Raw genomic sequence first — 20,971 nt, forward strand, 5'->3', positions numbered from 1 at the left:
GCCGAAACTGTCCGTGCCAGGCGGTAGCGTGGAAAACGGGGGGCGCCCCCGCGGCCGCATCAGCGACCGCAGCGGATCCCCCCGCTCCGAACGAGTCCGGCTAGCGGCGACCCAGACCGCGGATCAGCACCATCACCGCGTCACGGACCTCCGCCCGCGTCCGCTGCGGCCCGAACACCTGCCAGTCCAGCGCCACCACCAGCATCGTGCCGAACAGCCCGGCCGCCGCCGTCGGGATCTCCACTCCCTCCGGCAGCCGCCCGGCCGAGTCCAGCCGCGACAGCTGGTGCTTCACGATCGAGATGATCTCCTCGCGCAGCAACGACAACGTGCCGTGCCACTGGCCCGGTGTCCGCCACAGCTCGCTCACCAGGATCTGCGAGAACCCCGGGTACTGGGCGATGAACTCCAGCGTCGTGTCGACCTGCGCTTCGATCACGTCGAGCGGATCCGCATCCGAAACGGCGTCGCGCAGCCGACCGGCCAGCATGTCGACGCCGTATCGCAGCAGCGCGTCGACCAGGCCGTCCTTCGACCCGAAGTTGTAGTACACCGTGCCCTTCGCGACGCCCGCCGCCGCCGCGATGTCGTCGACCGTCAGGCCCACCAGGCCCCGGCTCTTCGAGAGCTCCAGGGTGGCCTCGAAGAGCTTCTGCTTCGTCGCGCCGCTCACAGGCTCAGCTCGGGCTTGAGCGCGGACACCGTCCAAACGCGACGCTTCCGCGCGGCCAGGGTCGAGACCAGCACCCCGCCCGCGAGGTAGGCCAGCAGGACGCCGATGTCGCCGAGGATCTGGACCGTCGCCCCGCTGTAGAACAGGTGGCGGAAGCCGTCGATCGCGTAGCCCATCGGCAGCACGACGTGCAGCGGGTACAGCGCGTCCGGGATCGTCTGCCACGGGAACGTGCCGCCCGCGCTGACCAGCTGCAGGACCAGCAGCACCAGCCCGAGGAACTTCCCGACCGCGCCGAAGAACGCGTTGAGCGCGTGCACCACCGAGGTGAACGTCAGCGACACCAGCACGGCGAAGCCGATCGCGCCGAGCGGGTGGGCGATGTGGATGCCGACCAGCCACGTCACCGCGCCGAACAGGACGATCACCTGCGCGGCACCGAGCAGCGCCGAGGACAGCCAGCCGCCGACGGCGACCCGGAACGGCGCCGCGCCCGCGGTCAGCGCGCGCGTCGAGAGCGGGCGCAGGATCAGGAACAGCACGAACGCGCCGATCCAGGTGGCGAGCGAGATGAAGAACGGCGCCAGGCCCGCGCCGTACGTCCCCGCCGACGCCTCGCCGTTGGCGTTCACCGCCACCGGGTCCGCGATGGTGTTGGCCGTCGCCGAACGGGTCGGGTCGTCGGGGTTCGGGATCTGCTTCAGCCCGGCCGCGAGCCCGTCACGCAGCTTCACCGCGCCGTCCGCGAGCTGGTTCGTGCCGTTCACGGCGGTCTTTTCGCCGTCGCTGAGCTGCGAAGCGCCGTCGCGCAGCTGGTTCGCGCCGTCGGACGCCTGCGCGATGCCGTTCGCCAGCTGCGGCGACGCGGCGGCGAGCTTGGCCGCACCGTCGGACACCTGGCGGGCGCCGTCGGCCAGCTTCGCGAGGTCGCCGTTGGCCTGCTGGATCTTGCCGTTCGCCTGGTCGACGGGGGAGCGCAGCTGGTCGGCCTTGGCCAGGATCGCCTGCACCTGCGCGTCCGGCACGCCCGCATTGCTCAGGTCCGTCTGCAGCTGGCTGCGGTAGGAGTCGAGCTTGCCCTGGATGTCGGACGACGCGGTCGCGGCGATCGACGCCGCGTCGGCGACCTTCTGATCACCGGCGGCCACCTGCGACGCGCCGTTGGCGAGCTGCTGCGTCTGCGAAGGCAGCGCGGCGGTACCGCTCTTCAGCGTGCTCAGGCCGGTCGCCAGCGTCGACGATCCGTCCGCGAGCTTCGCCGCGCCGTCGGCCAATTGCTGCTGCCCCGACTTGAGCTGCGTGGCGCCGTCGGCGAGCTGCGACGCGCCGGTCGAGGCCTCCTGGATCTTGCCGTAGATCGTGGAGAAGCCGACCAGGAACCGGTCCGCGGCCTCGCTGCCGACCTTCTCCGCGATCGTCTTGCGCACCTGCTCGGCGACCTGCTTCGCGATCGTGCCGGACAGGTAGTTGTTGGCGTCGTTGGTGGTCAGCGTGATCGTCGCCTGCTGCGGCTGGAAGTTGCCGACCGACAGCAGCGACGCGGAGAAGCCGCTGGGGATGCCGATCGCGAAGGAGTACTTGCCGTCGCGGACGCCGTCGCGGGCGTCCTGCTCGGACACCTCGTGCCACTGGAAGGTGCCGGACTTGACCAGCTCGTCGGTCACCTCGCGGCCGACGTTGCGCTGCTGGCCGCTGGAGTCCTTCGCGCCGGTGTCGCTGGTGAAGACCGCGGCGGGCAGCTTGTCGAGCCGGCCGTACGGGTCGTAGTTCGCGTAGAGGTAGAAGGACGCGTAGAGCAGCGGCACCAGGACGAGCGCGACCAAGGCGAGCTTCGGCAGCGTGCCGGTCGAGAGGCGGCGCAGCTCGTTGCGCGCGATCCGGAAGGCGTTCATGCGGGGTCTCCGTCAGTGCTCACGGTGAGCTCTTCGGTGGGTTCGGGAGAGTTGGGTTCGGGAGAGCTGGGTTCGGGTTCGGGGGAGTGGTGCCGCGGCTCGGGCTGCTCGGTGGCGCCGATGCGCGCGGGCGCGAAGGGCAGCGCGGACAGCGGGGTCGTCGCGGCCAGCACGACGACGGCGAAGCCACGCTCGGCCTGCTCGCGCGCCAGCCCGGCCCAGCCGTCGACGTCGCTCGTGTGCCGGTCCGGGGTGTCGAGCACCAGGACGCGCACGCCCTTGCGCTCCGCGGCCAGCTCGGTCAGCAGCCGCGTGCGCAGCACCGGCGTGAGGTTCTCGAAGCGCGTGCCGGCGAACGGCGCCGCGTCGTGCTCGGCGAGCCAGCGGGCGACGTCCTCCTTGCCGGCCGGGCGGTGGGCCAGCGCCAGCTCTTCGCCGACGACCACGCGCAGGGGCAGGGCGTCGTCGGGCTCGCTGACGCCGGGCGCGTCGACGACCGCGACGAGCTCGGGCAGGCCCGCGTCGACGCCCTCGGCGTGCACCGTGCCGGTGGTCGGCTCGAGCCGCCCGGCCAGCGCCAGGCCGAACGCCGTGACGCCGACGCCGGGTTCGCCGTGCACGATCGCCAGGTCGCCTTCGCCGACGGTCAGCGAGGTGGGCGGTAACAAGGTGCCGTGGTGCCCTTCGAGGGACACCCGATCGGCTCGGACCTGCACGGTTTCTCCCGCTTCGAGAACTTTTGAACTGACCGGTCAGTTCAAAAGCTAGTCCCGGCGGGCGCCGGCGGCAAGATCACCGGACGCACGTCACACTTGTGGGTGGGTCACCGGATCGTGGGTCAGCGCAGCGCCGCCGCCGGGCGCACCTCCCAGGTCGTCCACAGTGGACGATAGCCCTGCCGGTGCCAGAACACCGAGGACAGCGGGTTGGTCGGGTTGTAGTAGAGGTACGTGCGGGTGGCGCCGCCCCGGTGCAGCTCGCGGTGCACGTGGGCCATCAGCGCCCGGCCGAACCCGCCACCGCGCTCGCCGGGGGCGGTCACGACGTTGTTCACGTACCCCCAGCGTCCCGCCGGGAGCAGCTCGCCCGCTTCGGTGCCCGGCAGCGCGTCCACCCACGCGCAGTGCGCGAGCGCGCGGATTTCGCCGTCCTCTTCGGCCAGCCAGACGGCCGGCTCGTCCTCGGCGAGAGCGTCCCGCAGGGACGGCGCCAGCAGCTCGGCCGTGTTGTCCCGGCGCGGCGCGGCGACGAGCCCGGTGTAGTCGAACGTCGTCACGGCCAGCTCCAGCGCCGCGGCGAAGTCGCCCGGCGCGGCCCGGCGGACGGCGACCCCCGGCTCGGCCCCGGCCGGGGAAGCGGTGCGCACGCCGACGGCGGAGAGCGGGACGAGGCCGTGGTCGAGGAAGGCGCGGATCGCCTCGGCGTCCCGGCTGGGCCAGACGACGACGCACGCCGAGTCGGCGCCGGTCTCCTCGGTCTCCAGGCGGCCCTTTAACGCGCGCAGCAGGAGGTCCGCGCCTTCGGTGCCGGTGTCGCCGAAGTACGGGAAGAGCTGCCAGGTGTCGGCGGCCGACCACAGCATCGGGACGTCGCCGGGCGCGAGCCGGTGCCGCAGCAGCACCCCGGTGACCTGGGTGCCGTCCGCGGTCGCCGCGTCGAGGCGCTCGCCGGCGGCCGGGGGCGGCGCGGGCGGCAGCAGCGCGTCGACCGCGGCGAAGCGCGCCCGGTGCGCCGCCAGCAGCGGCTCGGCGATGTCCATGGTCCCCCCTGGAGAGTGCGAGTCAGGACCAGGCGGGGCGCCGGATCCACATGGTCCACAGTGGACGATAGCCCTGCCGGTGCCAGAACACCGGCGAGAGCGGGTTCGCCGGGTGGTAGAACAGGAACGTGCCGCGCACCTCGCGCCCGAGCAGGTCCTCGTGTGCCACCGCCATCAGCGCCCGGCCCACCCCGCCGCCGCGCGCCGCGGGCGCCACCGACAGCGTGTCGACGTACCCCCAGCGCCCCGGGAGCAGCCGGCCGTGGACGCTGTTGCCCGGCGCCGGGGAGGCCAGCGCGCAGGAGGCCAGTCCCACCGGCACGCCGTCGTCCTCCGCGAGCCAGACCAGGCCGCTGAAACGCAGGGAACGGACGACTTCCGTGCGCAGCAGCGCCCGCGCGCCCGGCCGCCGCACCGCGGTGCCGACCAGCGACGTGTAGCGCCACTCCGCCAGCCGCAGTTCGGTCAGCGCCTCGACGTCGCCCTCTTCGGCGAGCCGGACGGTCACCCGGGCCGGCCCCGGGACCTCGGGCGGGACGGCGGCCCGCACCGCCAGGCAGGTCATCGGCGCGAACCCGTGCGCCAGCAGCACCGCCGACGCCTCGGCGTCGCGGCTCGGCCAGGTCAGCGTGCAGCCCGAGTCCGGGCCGGGCCGGGTCCCGCGCAGCCGGTCGCGCCACGCGCCCAGCAGTGCGGCGAGGCCCGCAGCGCCGCTTTCGCCGGGCACCGCGGTCAGGTCCCAGATCTCCGACGGCCCCCACAGCGCGGGCCACGACCCCGCGGCGTGCACGACGTGCGCCAGCAGGCCGCCCGCCTTCCGGCTTCCGGTGACAGTCAGCAGCGGTTCGCTCACCGCCGGCGGCGCGGCGATCGGCGGGAGCAGCGGGTCGAGCGCGGCGAACCGCGCGTTCTGCTGCTCCTCCAGGGGGTTCACGAGCGGTGCGCGCGGAAGATCGCGGTGCCCGGAAACAGCTTGCCGCGCAACGGGCTCCACTGGCCCCAGACCCGCGTGTGGCCCTCCGGCCACTCCGGCTCGACCAGGTCGGTCAGGGTGAACCCGGCCGCGGCCAGCGCGCGGACGTAGTCGCCGAGGGTGTGGTGGTACTCGACGTAGGTGGCAGTGCCGTCGTCGTCGACCTCGACGTACGGGGTGCGGTCGAAGTACGGCTGGGTGACGGTGAGACCCTGCGGGCCCGGGTCGTCGGGGAAGATCCACCGCATCGGGTGAGTCACCGAGAACACCCACGGCGCGCCGGGCCGCAGCACCCGGTGCACCTCGGCGAAGACCGCGTCCACCGACGCCACGAACGGGACCGCGCCGAAGGCCGAGCAGGCCGCGTCGAAGCTGCCGGACGCCAGCGGCAGGTGCTCGGCGTTGGCCTGCACCATCGGCACGGCGAGGCCGGTGCGCTCGTTGCCCGCGCGTGCGTGGCGGAGCATGCCCGCCGACAGGTCGGTCGCCACGGCGTGCGCGCCCTGGCCGGCGAGCCAGCGCGAGCACGCGGCCTGCCCGCAGCCGACCTCCAGCACGCGCTTGCCCCGGACGTCGCCGAGCAGCCGCGCGTCCGCCTCCCGGATCCCCTCCGGGCACCAGACGAAGTCGGCGTCGCCGAGGAACCCGCCGTGCTCGGCCTGGTAGTCGTCGGCGTCGGCGTCCCACCACGCGAGGTTGGCCGCTGCGGCTTCGGCCCCGCCGACCTCGCGGTAGGCGATCGCCGTGGTGCCCAGCCGGTGCTCGGCGGCCTCGTGGCGCCCCGGCGCGGACGGCTCCTCCGGTGGCATGATGGTGTCTCCGGTCCCGGTGGCCACTGCTCGTTCCACCTGCGTCCTGGTGCCTGCGGTTTGCTTCCGCGAGGACCTTAGCGAGCGAGGGGGGACCCTGATTGTGCCGCCTAGCGGCTGCCGCGTAGGATAAGTGTTAGCGCAGTGGGTTCGCGCTGCCTTCCGCTCAGCTTCTGGTTGGGACTCGGGGTCGCGCACCGTATGCGGGGTCATGCCGCGGTCGTTCACTGGTGGACGTTTGCTCGCAGGGTCGTCGCATGCCGCCCATCGCGCCGACAACTGCCAACCCTCGATTCCCATCCACCGGAGCAACCCGCCTAATGACCATCGACACCGCCACCGCCCCGACCGCCCCGAACGCGGCCCCGCAGGTCGCCATCAACGACATCGGGTCGGAGGAAGATTTCCTCGCGGCTATCGACAAGACGATCAAGTACTTCAACGATGGCGACATCGTCGAAGGCACCATCGTCAAGGTCGACCGCGACGAGGTCCTGCTCGACATCGGCTACAAGACCGAGGGTGTCATCCCCTCGCGTGAGCTCTCCATCAAGCACGATGTCGACCCGGCTGAGGTTGTCACCGTCGGCGATGAGGTCGAAGCCCTCGTTCTCCAGAAGGAGGACAAGGAAGGCCGTCTGATCCTGTCCAAGAAGCGCGCGCAGTACGAGCGCGCCTGGGGCACGATCGAGGAGCTCAAGGAGAAGGACGAGCCCGTCAAGGGCACCGTCATCGAGGTCGTCAAGGGCGGCCTCATCCTGGACATCGGCCTGCGCGGCTTCCTCCCCGCGTCCCTGGTCGAGATGCGCCGCGTGCGCGACCTGCAGCCGTACGTCGGCCGCGAGCTCGAGGCGAAGATCATCGAGCTGGACAAGAACCGCAACAACGTGGTCCTGTCCCGCCGCGCCTACCTCGAGCAGACCCAGTCCGAGGTGCGCAGCGAGTTCCTCAACGCGCTCGCCAAGGGCCAGGTCCGCAAGGGCGTCGTGTCGTCCATCGTCAACTTCGGTGCCTTCGTGGACCTGGGTGGCGTCGACGGCCTGGTGCACGTCTCCGAGCTGTCCTGGAAGCACATCGACCACCCGTCCGAGGTCGTCGAGGTCGGCCAGGAGGTCACGGTCGAGGTCCTGGACGTCGACATGGACCGCGAGCGCGTCTCGCTGTCGCTGAAGGCGACCCAGGAAGACCCGTGGCGCCAGTTCGCCCGCACCCACGCGATCGGCCAGATCGTGCCGGGCAAGGTCACCAAGCTGGTTCCGTTCGGTGCGTTCGTGCGCGTCGAAGAGGGCATCGAGGGCCTGGTCCACATCTCGGAGCTGGCCGAGCGCCACGTCGAGATCCCGGAGCAGGTCGTCCAGGTCAACGGCGACGTCATGGTCAAGGTCATCGACATCGACCTCGAGCGCCGTCGCATCTCGCTGTCGCTGAAGCAGGCGAACGAGGGTGTCACGCCGGACACCGAGTTCGACCCGACCCAGTACGGCATGGCCGCCGAGTACGACGCCGAGGGCAACTACATCTACCCCGAAGGCTTCGACCCGGACACCCAGGAGTGGCAGGAAGGCTTCGACAAGCAGCGTGAGGAGTGGGAGCGCCAGTACGCCGAGGCGCACACTCGTTACGAGGCCCACATGAAGCAGGTCGTGAAGGCCGTCGAGCAGGACGCGGAAGCGGCTGCCGACGCGGCGACCGGCATCGAGGGTGGCGCGGAGAGCTACACCTCGGGCTCGACCGCGACCGACACGAAGAGCAGCGGTGGCACCCTCGCCTCCGACGAGCAGCTCGCGGCGCTCCGCGAGAAGCTCTCCGGTGGTGCGTGAGCACTAGTGCTCTGAGCCAGACAACGCTGAGCTAGACAACGCTGAGCTAGACAACGCTGAGCTAGACAACGAAGCCCCCGGTCCACTTCGGACCGGGGGTTTCGTCGTCTTCCGGTCCGCCGGTCAGCGGTTGCGCAGGCCGAGTCCGGTCATCATCGCCGTCACCGTCCGGCGGTACATCTGCTCGTTCGCCTCTTCGGTCGGCGGGATGAACCAGTCGGGCAACGGCGTCCGCGAAGCCAGCATCAGCTCCGCGCTGACCAGGCCGTGCATGGCCGTCCACAGCTGGTACGCCGCCGAGCGGGCGTCCGCTTCCGGCGGGCACACCCGGTCGACGCGGGCGATGAACATGCCGAACGTCGTCCGGAGCACCGCCGACCGCAGGGCCGGGTCCGGGTCGAAGCCGGGGACCGGGCGTTCGAACATCAGTCCGTAGCGGGCCGGGCTCTCCCGGGCGAAGCTCCGGTATTCGAGGGCCAGGTGCAGCAAGTCGCCGATGCCGTCCGGGCTCGACGGCGGCAGCCCCTCCAGCAGCTCCCGCAGCGAGTCGAAAGTGCGCTCGTACAGGGCGTCGAGCAGGCCCGCGCGGCCGCCGAAGCGGGCGTAGACCGAGAGGGTCGACGCGCCGGCGGCCTCGGCCACACCGCGCACGGTCAGGCCCGTGACACCCCGGTCCAGCAGCACGGACAACGCCGCGTCGAGGTGCCGCTCGCGGCTGCCCTGCTCGGCCGGGCGCGTCGGCAGATGCCTGGTGGCCACGGCGCACCCCCTTCGCAGCGGCCGGGCGCAAGCGGCGTCCGGGTGACCCATCCGCAGCAGAAGATACGATATCCGCCCCGGTCTTGGGAATGCGCGGGATGTCCGGATCTGCTCCCGTCCCCGGGAGAATGGACACTGATGAACCAGCCCGAGCCCGGCACGGTCGTCGTCACGGCGACCGGCGACGGCACCTACACCCAGCAGGTCACCACGGCGACGCACACGCTGCTCGTCGACGAACCGGTCGCGGTCGGCGGCGCCGACGCCGGCCCGAACCCGTACGAGCTGCTGCTCGCGTCGCTGGGTTCGTGCACGGCGATCACGCTGCGGATGTACGCCGACCGCAAGGGCATCCCGCTGACCCGGGCGACGATCCGGCTGCGTCACGACCGCATCCACGCCGAGGACTGCGAACGGTGCGAGACCGAGCGCGGCATGCTCAGCCGGATCACACGCGAGATCGAGCTCGAGGGCGACCTCGACGACGACCAGCGGGCCCGGCTCATGCTGATCGCCGACAAGTGCCCGGTGCACCGCACGCTGTCGTCGGAGATCGCGATCGAGACGCGCGAAACCGGCCGCTGAGCTGCGGTCAGGCGGCTCGCACGACCACCACGGCCGGGGCGTGCGGGCGGACGGCCGGGACCCAGATGCGCTCGAGCGCGGCGGCGCGGGCCTTGCGGCGGAGGCCGGCGAAGCTGTGCTTGGCCGGGACCAGCAGGGTACTCAGCCAGGTGCGGCGGTAGTCCGCCAGCGCGTCGGCCACCGGGCGATGAAGAACGCAGTGCACCAGCCCCGGCGTGCCGAGCCGGTGCCGACCGACGTGCTTGCTGTTCGCCATCGTTCCTCCGCGTGGGCGACCTCGTCGGGCGCACCGTACGCACCGGCGCTCGCGAAGGTGGGTAAGCAACGCGGCGTGTCCGTATATCGGTTGAGTCACGCGTCACGATCGACTTGCGGATCGCCCGTTCGTCTGCGTCGCCGACGTCCGGGAGGACGCGCCGTCGTGCGTGACTAGGGTGATCGGCATGTTGCGTGTGGGGTTGACGGGCGGGATCGGGGCAGGCAAGTCGACCGTGGCGAACCGGCTCGCCGAACACGGCGCCGTGCTGGTGGACTCCGACCGGATCGCGCGGGAGGTGGTCGAGCCCGGCACCGAGGGGCTGGCCCGGCTGGTCGAGGAGTTCGGCACGGAGATCCTGGCCGCCGACGGCTCCCTCGACCGGCCCGTGCTCGCCGCGAAGGCGTTCGCCGACGACGAGTCGCGGCACAAGCTCAACGCGATCGTGCACCCGCTGGTCGGCGCCCGCACCGGCGAGCTGATGGCCGCCGCGAAGCCGGACGCGATCATCGTCCACGACATCCCGCTGCTGGTCGAGAACGGGCTCGCCACGGCCTACCACCTGGTCGTGGTCGTCGACGCGCCGGTCGAGGTACGGGTGCGGCGGCTGGTCTCGGCGCGCGGGATGGCCGAGGACGACGCGCGGGCGCGGATCCGGGCCCAGGCCGGTACCGAGCAGCGCCGCGCCGTCGCGGACGTCTGGCTGGACAACGGCGGTGCCGAAGACGCCGTGCTCGCCGAGGTCGACGCGCTGTGGGCGGACCGGCTGGTGCCGTTCGAGGCGAACGTCCGGCTGCGCCGGCCGCGGCCGCCGATGTCGCCGAAGATCGCCGCCTACGACCTCGCCTGGCCGGCGCAGGCCGAGCGCGTCCTCGCCCGGGTCCGCGCCGCGGCGGGCGAGCTCGCCGTCCGCGCCGATCACATCGGGTCGACGGCCATCCCCGGCCTGCCCGCCAAGGACGTCCTCGACCTGCAGCTCACCGTGTCCACTTCGGACGACGCGGAAACGCTGCGGGAGCTGCTGTGCGACGCCGGCTTCCCGCGGCTGGAGGGCGGCTGGTACGACGACGCCCAGGACGGCGGCGAGCCGTGGCCCAAGTGCCTGCACGTCGGCGCCGACCCGAAACGGCCGGTGAACCTGCACGTCCGGTCCGTGGAGACGCCCGCGTGGCGGCTCGCGCTGCTCTTCCGCGACTTCCTGCGCGCGAACCCGGACGAGCGCGACGACTACCGCGACGTGAAGCTGCGGCTGGCCGAGGCGCACGCCGCCGACGGCACGGTCGAGGCCTACGCCGACGAGAAGCAGGAGTGGGTGAACGGCGCGTTCGGCCGCGCGGAGAAGTGGGCGGTGGCCACCGGCTGGACGCCCTAGGCTTTCATGTCCTTGAGCCGCGGCCAGATCGTCGCCCAGCTCGCGGTCCGGCCGGTGAGCTGCCAGACCGGCATGTGCCGGCTCGCGTTGGGGACGCCGAGCCGGTTGCCGACCTGCCCGACGATGTGCGCGTCCCCGAAGTACTTCGCGAGTTTCGACGGGTCGTAGCCGACGAAGAGCACCGTGTCGGCGTTGTCGGCGGGGCGGCCGAAGTACCAGAAGCCCCGGCTGGGGCTGTACGCCTCGGGCAGCCCGCGCTCGGGCCCGTACCGGCCCAGCGCGCCTGCCTGCCAGTAGCCGCCGGTGACGATCGCCGTCCCCGGTGGCGCGGTCCGGTGCAGCGCGGCGACGTCCTCGGCGAGGTCCGGCCAGCCGATCTCCTCGGCGGCGTAGGCGGGCCGCGGCACGTCGGGGTGCTCGACGAGCCAGTGCGCGGGCCAGACCGGCAGCGTGAACGGCAGGCTGAACAAAGCGGACAGCACGAACACCGGCCAGGTCGGCACCCACCGCCACCAGCGCGCCGGCTCACGCGCTTCGAGGTGGACCGCGGCGGCCGCCCACAGCACGCCGAACATCCCGGCGGCGTAGTAGTACCGCCCGTTCGCGATGAGGAAGACCGCGACGACGCCCAGCGCCGCCCAGCCGAGGAACCGGTAGGGCCGCAGCTGCTTGCTCCCGAGCAGCACGGCGACGCCGTAGAGCACGCCGAGTGCGCCGATCACCCACCCGGCGCCGGCCAGCAGGTTCGGGACGAAGCTCGCCCGGCCGCCCGCCGCGTCGACCTCGGCGCCGACCGCGTCGCCCATGCCGAGCTGTGGCCAGCCGTTGGCGCGCTGCCACAGGAGCGTGGGCACCAGCGAGACGGCGGCGATCAGGGCGCCCAGCCAGAGTTTCGGGCGGCGGAACAGCTCCCGCGGGCCGAACACGAGGACCGCGAGCGCGGCGACGGCCCAGAAGGCGGCGATGAGCAGCTTGTCGTTGAGCGCCACCGCCGTCACGACGCCGAGCCAGACCAGCAGGGTGTCGTGGCGGGTGCGGACCCAGCGGACCAACAGCCACAGCACGAGTGTCCACAGCAGCGGGTCGATCGTCGACGTGGCGAGGTAGTGGCCGCTGCCGACGAACTGCCCGCAGATCGCGTACGCCGCCGCGGCGCGGGCCTGCGCCTTGCGCCGCCCGCCCAGCTCCCGCGCGATCAGCGCCGTGACGACGACCCCGGCCGCGGTCGCGGCGATCGCCGGCAGCCGGAACACCACCAGCGAGCCCGGCGCGAGGGTGTTCATCGCCCAGGCCAGCGCGGGCACGAGCGGTGGCTGGTCGGCGTACCCCCAGGCCAGGTGCCGGCCGGCGGCGAGGAAGTACAGCTCGTCGCCGAAGTAGCCGTAGCGGCCGGCGGTGAGCAGCAGCGCAGTGGCGGTGCCCAGCGCGAGCAGCGCGACCGGCAGCCGGGCGAACGGCGCCAGTGCGGCTTTCGCCTGGTCGGGGGCCGTGGCCACGGCGTCCATCGTGCTCCTGTCCCTCGTCGGCGCCCGGTCTTCCCGCACCCTACGTGCCGGTGCTCGGGGCCACCGTGTGGACGGCGACGCGGGCGACACCGCTCACATCCGGGGGTTCTCGTTCCGGTTCGGCCTGCCGACGGCGGGTATCCGGAAATCTTCGACGGAAGCGGGAGGACGCGGGATGTGTCGTCTGTTCGGTTTGTCCGCTGCGCCACAACGTGTTCACGCCACTTTCTGGCTGCTCGAAGCCCCGGACAGCCTGGCCGCGCAGAGCCGGCGGGAACCCGACGGGACCGGGCTGGGGGTTTTCGACGCCGACGGTGCGCCGCGGATCTGGAAACAGCCGCTCGCCGCCTACGCGGACGAAAAGTTCGCCTACGAAGCCAAACAGGGTGAGTCGGTGACCTTCCTCGCCCACATCCGCTACGCCTCGACCGGTGGGGTCGAGCCCCGGAACACCCATCCGTTCGCGCAGCACGGCCGTCTCTTCGCCCACAACGGAGTGATCGGCGATTTGCCGGAGCTGGAAGCCCGGCTCGGCGGCTACCGCGACCTCGTCGAAGGCGACACCGACTCCGAGCGGTTCTTCGCCCTCGTCACGCGGGAGATCGACGAGCACGACGGTGACGTCGGCGCCGGGATCACCGCCGCCGCCCGGTGGGCCGCCGCGCACCTGCCCGTCTACGCGCTCAACCTCGTTCTGACCACCCCCAGCGAGCTGTGGGCGTTGCGGTACCCGGACACCCACGACCTCTACTTCCTCCCCAGGGCACCGGGCGGGCCACACGGCGACCGCCACCTCGAACACGCCAGCGCCGCCGGCCGCATCCGGGCCCGCTCGGGATCGCTCGCCAGCCACCGCGCCGTCGTCGTCGCCAGTGAGCGGATGGACGAAGACCCCGGCTGGCAGAACCTGCAGCCCGGTCAGCTGCTGCACGTCGGCCCCGGCCAGGTCGTCACCCGCCGGACCGTCCTCGAACAGCCGCCGCGGCACCCGCTCACCCTCGACGACCTCGGCACGCACGCCGCCGCGTCGCAGCAGGGCCGGTGAATCCGGTGGTCACCCGAAAGGAGCGCTCCGGGATGAAGGGCCCGGGCGCTGGGTATATCCGTCTCAACCGTCGATCGGAGCCATCATGGGAATCCTCGTCGCCTTGCTCGTCGTCTGGGCCGTCCTGGTCGTGCTCGGCATCGTCGTCAAAGGGCTGTTCTGGCTGATCATCGTGGGTGCGGTGCTCTTCGTCGCGACCGGCGTGATCGGCTTCGTCAAGCGCGAGGCCCTCGGCCGCCGGCACTGAACCGGGCCGCGCTCCGATTCCTTTCGGGGCCGCTCGATGTCCATGACTTCGGAAACGGCGTCACGCCGCCAACCGGAGTCACGAGGAGACACGAGTGCGCACTCGCCGGCCGGACGTGCCGTCCTCCGCCGCGAACCGAAGGAGCGAGCCCATGTCCGATTTGAAAGCCCACGCCGACCTGCTGCGCGAACTCCACCACGGGAACCTGCTCGTGCTGCCGAACGCCTGGGACGAGACCAGCGCCGAACTCGTCGTCGAGGCCGGTTTCCCGGTCGTGGCGACCTCAAGCGCCGCCGTGGCCGACGTGCTGGGCCACCAGGACGGCGAAAAGGCGCCCTGGCGGGAGATGTTCGCCGCCGCCGGCCGGATCGCGGCCGCCGTGCCCGTTCCGGTGACCGTGGACGCCGAGGCCGGCTACGGGCTGGAGGCGCACGAGCTGGTCGACCGGCTCCTCGAGGCCGGTGCGGCCGGCTGCAACCTCGAGGACACCGACCACCGGGCCGGCGGTCTCGTCGACGCCCACGCACAGGCCGACTGGCTGGGCCGGGTGCGTGCGGCCGCCGACGCGTCCGGCGTCCCGATCGTCGTCAACGCGCGCATCGACGCGTTCCTGCCGCCCAGCGGGATTCCCGAAGAAGCCCGCCTGGCCGAGGCGATCCGGCGAGGCCGGCTCTACCGGCAGGCCGGTGCCGACTGCGTCTACCCGATCGGCATGTCGAGCCGTGACGACCTCGCGCGGCTGGTCGCCGAGGTGCCGGGCCCGGTCAACGGCAACACCGGCGCGGAACTGGACCTGGACACCCTGGCGGCGGCGGGGGTCGCCAGGGTGTCCTACGGGCCCCGCTTCTACCGCGCCGGACTGGCGGAAATGCGTGGCGCGCTCGAAACCCTGCGCGGGGAACCGGATGCCCGGGCGCCCCGTCGATGAGGTGATCCTCGCTCCGGCCCTGGACTACGCGGTGGCGTCGGCGGCGGGGATCGGTCTCGCCGACCTCCGCCGCCCGTCGGCTCGGCCGCGCCCAGCTTCAGCCGGACCGATTCCTTTTCCCGCCCGGTGATGTCCAATGAACAGGACCCCACGAACAGGGAGAGTGTTGTGTCGTCGGAGACGATCCCGCGGACGGGAAGCGCGTGGTGGCGAGACGAGTTCGACGCGCTTCGCCCGGCCCTGGTCGCGCACTGCTACCGGATGACCGGCTCCTACCACGACGCCGAGGACGCCGTCCAGGAAACCTATCTCAAGGCGGCGCGCGGCGTGGACGCGTTCGAAGGGCGCTCGTCGGTCAAGACGTGGCTCTACCGGATCGCGACCAACACCTGCCTCACCGAGCTGAACCACCGGAACCGGCGCGTGCTGCCCGCCGGGCTCGGCGCGCCGGCGCACGACCCCGACACCCGCGTCCACGGCGACGACTCGCTCGCGTGGCTCGAGCCGCTGCCCGACGCCGTGCTCGGGCAGCGGGCCGGCGATCCGGGGGACGTCGTCGTGCTGCGCGAGTCGGTGCGGCTGGCGCTGATCGCGGCGCTGCAGTACCTGCCGGCGCGCCAGCGCGCGGCGTTCCTGCTGCGGGAAGTGCTTTCCTGGTCCGCCGCCGAGATCGCCGGCACCCTCGGCGTCAGCGTTCCCGCCGTCAAGAGCCTGCTCCAGCGCGCCCGCGGCAGGCTCGACGAACTGGATCCGGACGGCCCGCCGCCGGCGGCGCCGGATCCCGGCGTCGAGCGGGCGCTGCTCGACCGCTACATCGCGGCCTTCGAAGCCGCGGACGCCGCCGCCATCCGCGCGGTCATCCAGGACGACTTCAGCCTCGAAGCCGTGCCGCACCCCGTCTGGTTCCAGGGGGTCCACGTGTGCCTGCCGTTCCTCGAACGACACGCCTTCGCCGCGGACGGCGGGACCGTCCGGCTGCTGCCCACGCGGGCCAACGGCCAGCCGGCGGCGGGCAGCTACCGGCGGGACGCTTCGGGGATCCTGCGCGCCGAGAGCCTGTGGGTGTTCACGGTGACTGGAGACCGCTTCTCCCGGGCCGTCAAGTTCCCCGGCCCGGGCCTCGTCACCGCCGCCGGCCTGCCCGCCCGCCTGGCCTGATCAGGCGCGCATCAGGATGAAGTCGCCGTGCCCGCCGTAGCCGAGCACGTCTTCGGCGTACTGGGTGCCGTCGAACGTGGTCAGCCACCACCCGTCGCCGACCCGCACGAGCATCGGGTGCGGGATGTTGGTGCCGTACGGCGCGTTCAGCGTGCCGAGTTTGCGCAGCCGCAGATCGTAGACCGGGTACTCGCGGGCATTGCCGTCGCTGGCGAACAGGTACCACCGGCCGCCGACCCGCTGCAGGATCGTGCCTTCGGTCTGGGTGACCGACGTGTCGGCCCCCAACAGCGTCAGGCCCTGGTCGTAGCCGGCGCCGGGAGCGGCGGCCGCCAGCGCGGGGTGGAACACGAAGGACGGCTGCTGCGCCGGGCTTTCCACGAACGCGATGTGCCAGCGGCCGTCGATCTTCGTCAGCGCGGGGTCCCAGGAACTGACGCTCGTCGGCAGCGGGAGCTGTTCGGTGGGCAGGACGTGCACGCCGGAAAGGACGTCGGCGCGGGTGACGGTGTGGCGCACGTGCACCCCGGCGAAGGCGAAGTCGCCCCAGGAGCTCATGAGCAGGATGAACCGGTCGTGCTCGTCGTCGCGGACGATCTGGCCGGCGTGGTCGCCGAGCACGACGCCGTCGCGCGCGAAGAACAGGGTCGCCACCTGCTCCAGCTTCGTCGGATCGGCGAGGTCGAGCGTCCAGACGGCCCAGTGCGCCTGCTGGAAGAAGCCGAGCCCGGCGTTGGTCATGGTCAGGTAGAGCTTGCCGTGGCGGATGTAGGGCCGTCCGTCGGCGTGCTGCACGACGTGGGGATCGCGGACGCCGGCCTGGCCGAAGTAGCCGGCCCGGACCCGGCCGAGCCGCGCCGGCCCGCGGCTGCCGTAGGCGTAGGACAGCTTGCCCAGCACCGCGGGGTCGCGCAGGTCGATCCGCGCCCGGACCTGGTCGCGTTCGGTCAGCAGCGGCCGCCACCCGGCGCCGGTGTCGGCCAGGACCGTGACCGCGTTTTCGTTGACCACCACGGCGAAGCCGAACGGCGCCCGCAGCTTGGCCGCCGTGGTCTTGACCACCGCGGTCCCGGCCGGGGTGGTGACCTCGATGCCCGCCTGTCCCGCGGTGTCGTCGTAGGTGCCGAGCACCGAGACGCCGTTCCCGGCCAGCCCGGCGGCCACCCGGGCACCCGGTGCGGCGACTTCGACGGTCACCGTTCCGTAGGGGGCTTTCGGCCGTGCTCCGGTCTCGACCAGGGCACCGGGCCGGGCCCGGGTGTCGACCTGGACGAACCTGGGGGCGATCAGGGCGAACGGCCGGAACTGCTCCTCGACCGTGAACTTCAGGTCCAGCGGGCTGGTGCCCGCCGCTTCGGCGGAGCCGCCGAACAGCCCCGCCGCCACGCCCGTCACCCCGAGCAGGGTGAGCGCGCGCAGCACTTCGCGTCGGTCGAAGTCGGATTCGGTCACCTGGGAACCTCCGGCAGCTAGGCGACAACGTTGTCAACGGCCCGGGCAGGCGGCTCGCGGCTGAACCGCCGGAGCCGTCACCGTAGAGCCCGGCAAGAGCCGTCCGCAACGGCCGTTCGCCGGTCCGGTGTGACGCCGATGGGTGGTCCAGGTTCCGGACGGCCCTCCGCTGGGTAGCCCACAGGTGTGAGCTGAGCAGGCTCAGCCTGCTGCGACGAGTGAGAGGTGATCACATGAGCCAGGGCGACGCCCCGGTCGGGCGATCGGTGAAGACGGCGGCGGCCGGCGTACGGGATCTCGCCGCGGAGGCCGCGAGGGTGGGTGCGGCCGCGGCCGCGCGGGCGGTCGAAATCACCGACCGGAAGCTGGCCGAAGGCAAGGACGAACTCGCGAAGGTCGGCCGTGCGGCGACCAAGGACCTCGACAAGAGCACGCGGTCCTCGCGCCGCGACGTGCTGGCGAACTCCACCGCCGCTCGCGACGAGGTGCTGGCCCGGGCGGCGAAGATGCGCGACCCGGGCCGCAAGGCGGCACAGGCGGTCGCGGCCGTCGTGGGGTCGGCGGGGGAGTCGGGCCGTGCCCGCCGCAAGGTCGTGACGGCGGCGAAGCGGGACTTGGCCGTGGCGCTCCAGGAAGCGAAGAGCGTGGCCCGCGGTGAACGCACCAAGCGGGCGCGCTGGCCGTGGCTGGTGGCGCTGGGCGCGGTGGCCGCCGCGATCGTGGCGGTCGTGCAGGTCCGGCGATCGAACCCGTTGGCGGAGGCGGAAACCTCCGGGCAACCGGACGAGAAGCCCGCGTCGCAGCCGAGCGGCACCACGGCCGCGCTGCCCACCGAGAAGCCCGCGACCGTGAAGCCGGCGGAGCAGGCCGTGAAGCCCGCGGCCGACAAGCCGGCTTCGCCGCCGGCCGCGAAGCCGGCGGAGCAGGCCGCGAAGCCGGCGGCGGCCCAGCCGGGTCCGGCCGGCAAGCCCGAGGGCGCGAACGGTCGTGCGCCCGCGGGGCGGGGTCAGAACAAGGCCTGACGGGCCGGTGTCCGCTGTCCGCACCCGGGCGTTCCGGGTGCGGACAGCGGCATGTCCGGAGTCGAAGGCCGAGAGAAAGCGCTTACACTCGGGCGGTCGCCGGAACGAGCGGAGGTCGTCGATGGGGTGGCGGTTCGCGGTCAGCACGCTGGGCATGCCGGGTGTTCCGGTGCGGGAAGCCGCGCGTACCGCGCTCGCGCACGGCTGCGAAGGCCTCGAACTGCGCGTGCACCCGGACGAGGAAGTCCACTTGGGACTGTCCGGCCCGGCAACCGACCGGGTGCGGTCCGCCCTGGCCGAGGACGGACTGGCCGTCGCCGCGCTGGCCGGATACGCGAAGGTCGCCGCGCCCGGCGCCGACGAGCCCGTGATCGACGAGTTGAAGGCGCTGATCGGCCTGGCGCACCGGATCGGTGCGCCGGCGGTGCGCGTCTTCCCGGGCGGCGACGGGGACGCGCGGCCCCGCATCGGCGCGGTCCTCGGCGACCTGCGCGACGCCGGCGTGCGGCTGCTGGTCGAGACGCACGACTCGCACCCCACCGGCGCCGCGGCCCTGGGCCTGGTCGCCGGGTTCGGGGAACCGGAGCTGGCCGCGGTCCTGTGGGACGCGGTCCACCCGTTGCGCGCCGGGGAGACGCCGGCCGCCACCCGCGACGTGCTCGGCCCCTACCTCGGCTACTTCCAGGTCAAGGACGCCGTGAGCCTCGACGATCCCACCCCGGTGCCGCCGGGGGAGGGTGCGGTCCCGCTCGGCGAGTGCGGCGAACTCCTGCGTTCGTGGTCGGGCTGGGTCTCCCTGGAGTGGGAAAAGGCGTGGTACCCGGCCATCGCGCCGGTCGACATCCCCTTGCGCGCGGCGGCGGCCTGGTTCGGCAGGTACGCGCCGCGGTGACAGAGGCCGGGCGGGTGCCGCCCGGCCTCCCGAGCGGCTAGCGTCCGGAGAAGTCGACGTCGCTGCAGAAGTAGTACGACTGGTCCAGGTGGCTCGCCTGCCAGATCGTGTAGACGACGTGCCGTCCCGTCCGGGTGCCCGCGTTCACCGCGACCTGGTACTGCCCGGCGGGTGCGTAGCGGCCCGTCTGGGCGACCAGTTCGAGGTTGCCCCACCCCAGCGGCCGGGTCGCCGGGTCGAAGCCCTGCTTGGTGATGTACACCAGCAGGTAGTCGGCGCCGTGGTGGGCCTGGTCGGTGATGGTGAGGGTGAACCGGTTGTCCTTGTTCGCCATCTGCCACGCGCCGACCGTGTCGAGGGCGTTGTACCGGGGCGCCTGCGTGCGGCCGCCGCTGCACAGCGTGCCGTCGGGGATCGCGCCCTGGTGGTTGCCCTTGACCCCTTCGCGGTAGAGCCCGTTCCAGTTCCACATCGCGTTCGGGTCGGCCTGCCAGGCCTGCCAGCACATCGGGTCCTTGGTCGCCATCGCCGGGTTCTGGAAGTCGCTGCCCCAGCGGTTCCAGCAGCCGTAGTTGCGCGACGGCGGGTCGGTGGCCGAACCGTGCGCGTCGGCGACGCCGGTCAGCACGCCGCCCAGCAGCACGGCGCTCACCGCCGTCACCACCAGGGAGAGCAAGGTCTTTCGGGGACGGGGAACCACGCTGTCCTCCTTCGTCGGGGCCGGAATCGGGAGCGCTCCCAAGGCGGACGACCATACGCGGCACCGACCGTCACCGGCCACACTCCGATCGCCGGGACCCCTTGCGGTGCTTCGCATTCCGGCGCGCTGCCGGACTGAACGGCTCCTGAACAGCCGAAAGTCCCGGACCCGGCGCCGCTCGATCGGCCCCGGGCCCGGGAACGCGCCGTGAGCGCGGGGTGCGGCGGCTGCTCCGCACGGGCGTATCCGGAAAACTTGTCACGGGAAGACGGGAGAAGTGCCGCGAACCCCGTCCGCCACCACAACGCGCGAGGGCCGATCGGGTGATCTGGCGGTGCCGGCCGGAGAATGTGCGGAACGCGCCTAAAGTCGTCAGGCGCGAACGTTTCCGACGCGCATTTCCCGACCGGACGCGAAACGTGGTGGTGATCATGACTCCTCCTGTTCAGGAGCCCGGGGAACCGTGGCCGATCAGGCGTCGCGCGGTGCTCGGCGGCGCCGCGGCGATTCCCTTTCTCCTGGCCTTCGGCGGGACCCTCCCGGCCGAGGCCGCCGTCCTTCCGCTGCCCCCGGTCGACGACGCCATGGCCGGGCTCGCGGCGTTCCTCGTGCCCGGCCGGGACCCGTTTTCCGTCCGGCAGGGACGGACCTCCGGCTCCGACGGCGGAGTGGCGGCAGGCGCCGGTCCGGCCCTGCGGTACGTCTACGACCAGGCGATCCCGTACCCGATCGTCGGTCGGCCGTTCGACCTGAACCTGCCCGGCGCGGCCGCCGTGGCGGCCATCCTGAACCTCGTCGCGGTGGAGGTCGACCCGGGGTCCGCGCTCGGCCCGTTCGCGGCGTCGTTCGCCAATCTCGCCTTCACGGGCAAGGTCGAGGTGTTCCGCCGTCTCGAAGAACCGGGACTGGCCGACGGCACGCCGGTGCGATTCTTCCTCGACACGATGCCGACGCTGGCCGCATTCGTCTCCTATTCCGACGCGGGGGTGTTCGACCGGGCCACGAACCGGCTGACCGCGATTCCGGTGGGTTGGGAGATCAGCGCCTATCAGGGGATCGGCGAAGGCTGGAACGAATTCCGCGGCTATTACCGCGGAATCGATCGGGTGACGGACTGAGGAGGC

At 72.4% G+C, this 20,971-nt stretch carries 21 protein-coding genes; 10 read left to right on the forward strand and 11 right to left on the reverse strand.

The genetic code is table 11. The features are described from left to right. Positions 1 to 100: 100 nt before the first annotated feature. The 6 genes from CF165_RS38695 to CF165_RS38720 form a co-directional block, all read right to left on the reverse strand. Positions 101 to 673: a TetR/AcrR family transcriptional regulator gene (locus CF165_RS38695; RefSeq protein WP_093952565.1), complete on the reverse strand. Its 573-nt coding sequence runs from the start codon at positions 671 to 673 to the stop codon at positions 101 to 103. Further along, the gene (locus CF165_RS38700; protein WP_093952566.1) at positions 670 to 2,565 is read right to left on the reverse strand and encodes a YhgE/Pip family protein; all 1,896 of its coding nucleotides are present in this window, start codon (positions 2,563 to 2,565) and stop codon (positions 670 to 672) included. Before CF165_RS38700 ends, CF165_RS38695 begins: the two co-directional genes overlap by 4 nt. After that, positions 2,562 to 3,281, reverse strand: a complete 720-nt coding sequence (locus CF165_RS38705; RefSeq protein ID WP_093952567.1) for an ABC transporter ATP-binding protein — start codon at positions 3,279 to 3,281, stop codon at positions 2,562 to 2,564. Before CF165_RS38705 ends, CF165_RS38700 begins: the two co-directional genes overlap by 4 nt. A 122-nt stretch (positions 3,282 to 3,403) precedes the next feature. Then, entirely contained in the window at positions 3,404 to 4,324 is a 921-nt protein-coding gene (locus tag CF165_RS38710) for a GNAT family N-acetyltransferase (protein WP_093952568.1), read from the reverse strand. Positions 4,325 to 4,346: 22 nt separating this feature from the next. Then, on the reverse strand, positions 4,347 to 5,258 hold the full coding sequence (locus tag CF165_RS38715) for a GNAT family N-acetyltransferase (protein WP_093952569.1): 912 nt from the start codon (positions 5,256 to 5,258) through the stop codon (positions 4,347 to 4,349). Beyond that, the gene (locus CF165_RS38720; protein WP_093952599.1) at positions 5,255 to 6,106 is read right to left on the reverse strand and encodes a class I SAM-dependent methyltransferase; all 852 of its coding nucleotides are present in this window, start codon (positions 6,104 to 6,106) and stop codon (positions 5,255 to 5,257) included. The genes CF165_RS38715 and CF165_RS38720 overlap by 4 nt, the downstream gene beginning before the upstream one ends. A 320-nt stretch (positions 6,107 to 6,426) precedes the next feature. Here CF165_RS38720 and rpsA point away from each other — a divergent pair, with 320 nt between their 5' ends. Beyond that, complete coding sequence (gene rpsA / locus CF165_RS38725; protein WP_093952570.1) at positions 6,427 to 7,926, forward strand: 30S ribosomal protein S1; 1,500 nt, start codon at positions 6,427 to 6,429, stop codon at positions 7,924 to 7,926. 123 nt (positions 7,927 to 8,049) lie between these two features. Here the strand turns inward: rpsA and CF165_RS38730 are convergent, their stop codons facing one another. Next, the gene (locus tag CF165_RS38730; RefSeq protein ID WP_205661086.1) at positions 8,050 to 8,685 is read right to left on the reverse strand and encodes a TetR/AcrR family transcriptional regulator; all 636 of its coding nucleotides are present in this window, start codon (positions 8,683 to 8,685) and stop codon (positions 8,050 to 8,052) included. 138 nt (positions 8,686 to 8,823) lie between these two features. Between CF165_RS38730 and CF165_RS38735 the strand changes: the two genes are divergently transcribed. Next, on the forward strand, positions 8,824 to 9,270 hold the full coding sequence (locus CF165_RS38735; protein ID WP_093952571.1) for an OsmC family protein: 447 nt from the start codon (positions 8,824 to 8,826) through the stop codon (positions 9,268 to 9,270). Between the two features lie 7 nt (positions 9,271 to 9,277). Here the strand turns inward: CF165_RS38735 and CF165_RS38740 are convergent, their stop codons facing one another. Continuing rightward, entirely contained in the window at positions 9,278 to 9,526 is a 249-nt protein-coding gene (locus CF165_RS38740) for a hypothetical protein (protein ID WP_093952572.1), read from the reverse strand. Positions 9,527 to 9,713: 187 nt separating this feature from the next. On the opposite strand from CF165_RS38740, the gene coaE reads away from it, so the two are divergent. Next, positions 9,714 to 10,898 carry a dephospho-CoA kinase gene (gene coaE, locus CF165_RS38745; RefSeq protein WP_093952601.1) on the forward strand — a complete coding sequence of 395 codons (1,185 nt, stop codon included), beginning with the start codon at positions 9,714 to 9,716 and terminating at the stop codon, positions 10,896 to 10,898. Here coaE and CF165_RS38750 read toward each other — a convergent pair. Next, positions 10,895 to 12,403, reverse strand: coding sequence for a glycosyltransferase family 39 protein (locus tag CF165_RS38750; protein ID WP_093952573.1), 1,509 nt, complete (start codon positions 12,401 to 12,403; stop codon positions 10,895 to 10,897). The genes coaE and CF165_RS38750 overlap by 4 nt on opposite strands. A 175-nt stretch (positions 12,404 to 12,578) precedes the next feature. Between CF165_RS38750 and CF165_RS38755 the strand changes: the two genes are divergently transcribed. The 4 genes from CF165_RS38755 (at position 12,579) to CF165_RS38770 (ending at position 15,781) form a co-directional block, all read left to right on the forward strand. Further along, positions 12,579 to 13,448: a class II glutamine amidotransferase gene (locus CF165_RS38755; protein WP_093952602.1), complete on the forward strand. Its 870-nt coding sequence runs from the start codon at positions 12,579 to 12,581 to the stop codon at positions 13,446 to 13,448. Positions 13,449 to 13,533: 85 nt separating this feature from the next. Then, positions 13,534 to 13,695 carry a hypothetical protein gene (locus tag CF165_RS38760; RefSeq protein ID WP_003102310.1) on the forward strand — a complete coding sequence of 54 codons (162 nt, stop codon included), beginning with the start codon at positions 13,534 to 13,536 and terminating at the stop codon, positions 13,693 to 13,695. 151 nt (positions 13,696 to 13,846) lie between these two features. Beyond that, complete coding sequence (locus CF165_RS38765; protein ID WP_093952574.1) at positions 13,847 to 14,623, forward strand: isocitrate lyase/PEP mutase family protein; 777 nt, start codon at positions 13,847 to 13,849, stop codon at positions 14,621 to 14,623. 168 nt (positions 14,624 to 14,791) lie between these two features. Continuing rightward, positions 14,792 to 15,781, forward strand: a complete 990-nt coding sequence (locus CF165_RS38770; RefSeq protein WP_167441703.1) for an RNA polymerase subunit sigma-70 — start codon at positions 14,792 to 14,794, stop codon at positions 15,779 to 15,781. Here CF165_RS38770 and CF165_RS38775 read toward each other — a convergent pair whose 3' ends face one another. After that, positions 15,782 to 17,233, reverse strand: a complete 1,452-nt coding sequence (locus tag CF165_RS38775) for a hypothetical protein (RefSeq protein ID WP_093952575.1) — start codon at positions 17,231 to 17,233, stop codon at positions 15,782 to 15,784. 233 nt (positions 17,234 to 17,466) lie between these two features. Between CF165_RS38775 and CF165_RS38780 the strand changes: the two genes are divergently transcribed. Both CF165_RS38780 and CF165_RS38785 read left to right on the forward strand, forming a co-directional pair. Next, the gene (locus tag CF165_RS38780; protein ID WP_093952576.1) at positions 17,467 to 18,255 is read left to right on the forward strand and encodes a hypothetical protein; all 789 of its coding nucleotides are present in this window, start codon (positions 17,467 to 17,469) and stop codon (positions 18,253 to 18,255) included. Between the two features lie 121 nt (positions 18,256 to 18,376). Next, a complete protein-coding gene (locus tag CF165_RS38785; protein ID WP_093952577.1) occupies positions 18,377 to 19,147 on the forward strand; it encodes a sugar phosphate isomerase/epimerase family protein in 771 nt (256 codons plus the stop codon). A 37-nt stretch (positions 19,148 to 19,184) separates the two neighbouring features. On the opposite strand, the gene CF165_RS38790 is transcribed toward CF165_RS38785, so the two are convergent. Further along, positions 19,185 to 19,847 (reverse strand): lytic polysaccharide monooxygenase auxiliary activity family 9 protein, encoded by a 663-nt coding sequence (locus tag CF165_RS38790; protein ID WP_093952578.1) that lies wholly within the window; start codon positions 19,845 to 19,847, stop codon positions 19,185 to 19,187. 431 nt (positions 19,848 to 20,278) lie between these two features. On the opposite strand from CF165_RS38790, the gene CF165_RS38795 reads away from it, so the two are divergent. Next, a complete protein-coding gene (locus tag CF165_RS38795; protein ID WP_143268766.1) occupies positions 20,279 to 20,965 on the forward strand; it encodes a hypothetical protein in 687 nt (228 codons plus the stop codon). Positions 20,966 to 20,971 lie beyond the last annotated feature (6 nt).

The sequence above is a fragment of the Amycolatopsis vastitatis genome (assembly GCF_002234595.1).
Lineage (GTDB): Bacteria > Actinomycetota > Actinomycetes > Mycobacteriales > Pseudonocardiaceae > Amycolatopsis > Amycolatopsis vastitatis.

Bases quoted from the DNA above. Each gene is read 5' to 3' on its own strand.
- rpsA (WP_093952570.1), top strand. From the start codon at position 6,427: ATGACCATCGACACCGCCACCGCCCCGACCGCCCCGAACGCGGCCCCG.
- CF165_RS38700 (WP_093952566.1), bottom strand. From the start codon at position 2,565: ATGAACGCCTTCCGGATCGCGCGCAACGAGCTGCGCCGCCTCTCGACC.
- CF165_RS38785 (WP_093952577.1), top strand. From the start codon at position 18,377: ATGGGGTGGCGGTTCGCGGTCAGCACGCTGGGCATGCCGGGTGTTCCG.
- CF165_RS38740 (WP_093952572.1), bottom strand. From the start codon at position 9,526: ATGGCGAACAGCAAGCACGTCGGTCGGCACCGGCTCGGCACGCCGGGG.
- CF165_RS38755 (WP_093952602.1), top strand. From the start codon at position 12,579: ATGTGTCGTCTGTTCGGTTTGTCCGCTGCGCCACAACGTGTTCACGCC.
- CF165_RS38765 (WP_093952574.1), top strand. From the start codon at position 13,847: ATGTCCGATTTGAAAGCCCACGCCGACCTGCTGCGCGAACTCCACCAC.
- CF165_RS38780 (WP_093952576.1), top strand. From the start codon at position 17,467: ATGAGCCAGGGCGACGCCCCGGTCGGGCGATCGGTGAAGACGGCGGCG.
- CF165_RS38750 (WP_093952573.1), bottom strand. From the start codon at position 12,403: ATGGACGCCGTGGCCACGGCCCCCGACCAGGCGAAAGCCGCACTGGCG.
- CF165_RS38710 (WP_093952568.1), bottom strand. From the start codon at position 4,324: ATGGACATCGCCGAGCCGCTGCTGGCGGCGCACCGGGCGCGCTTCGCC.
- coaE (WP_093952601.1), top strand. From the start codon at position 9,714: ATGTTGCGTGTGGGGTTGACGGGCGGGATCGGGGCAGGCAAGTCGACC.
- CF165_RS38720 (WP_093952599.1), bottom strand. From the start codon at position 6,106: ATGCCACCGGAGGAGCCGTCCGCGCCGGGGCGCCACGAGGCCGCCGAG.
- CF165_RS38735 (WP_093952571.1), top strand. From the start codon at position 8,824: ATGAACCAGCCCGAGCCCGGCACGGTCGTCGTCACGGCGACCGGCGAC.
- CF165_RS38795 (WP_143268766.1), top strand. From the start codon at position 20,279: ATGACTCCTCCTGTTCAGGAGCCCGGGGAACCGTGGCCGATCAGGCGT.
- CF165_RS38760 (WP_003102310.1), top strand. From the start codon at position 13,534: ATGGGAATCCTCGTCGCCTTGCTCGTCGTCTGGGCCGTCCTGGTCGTG.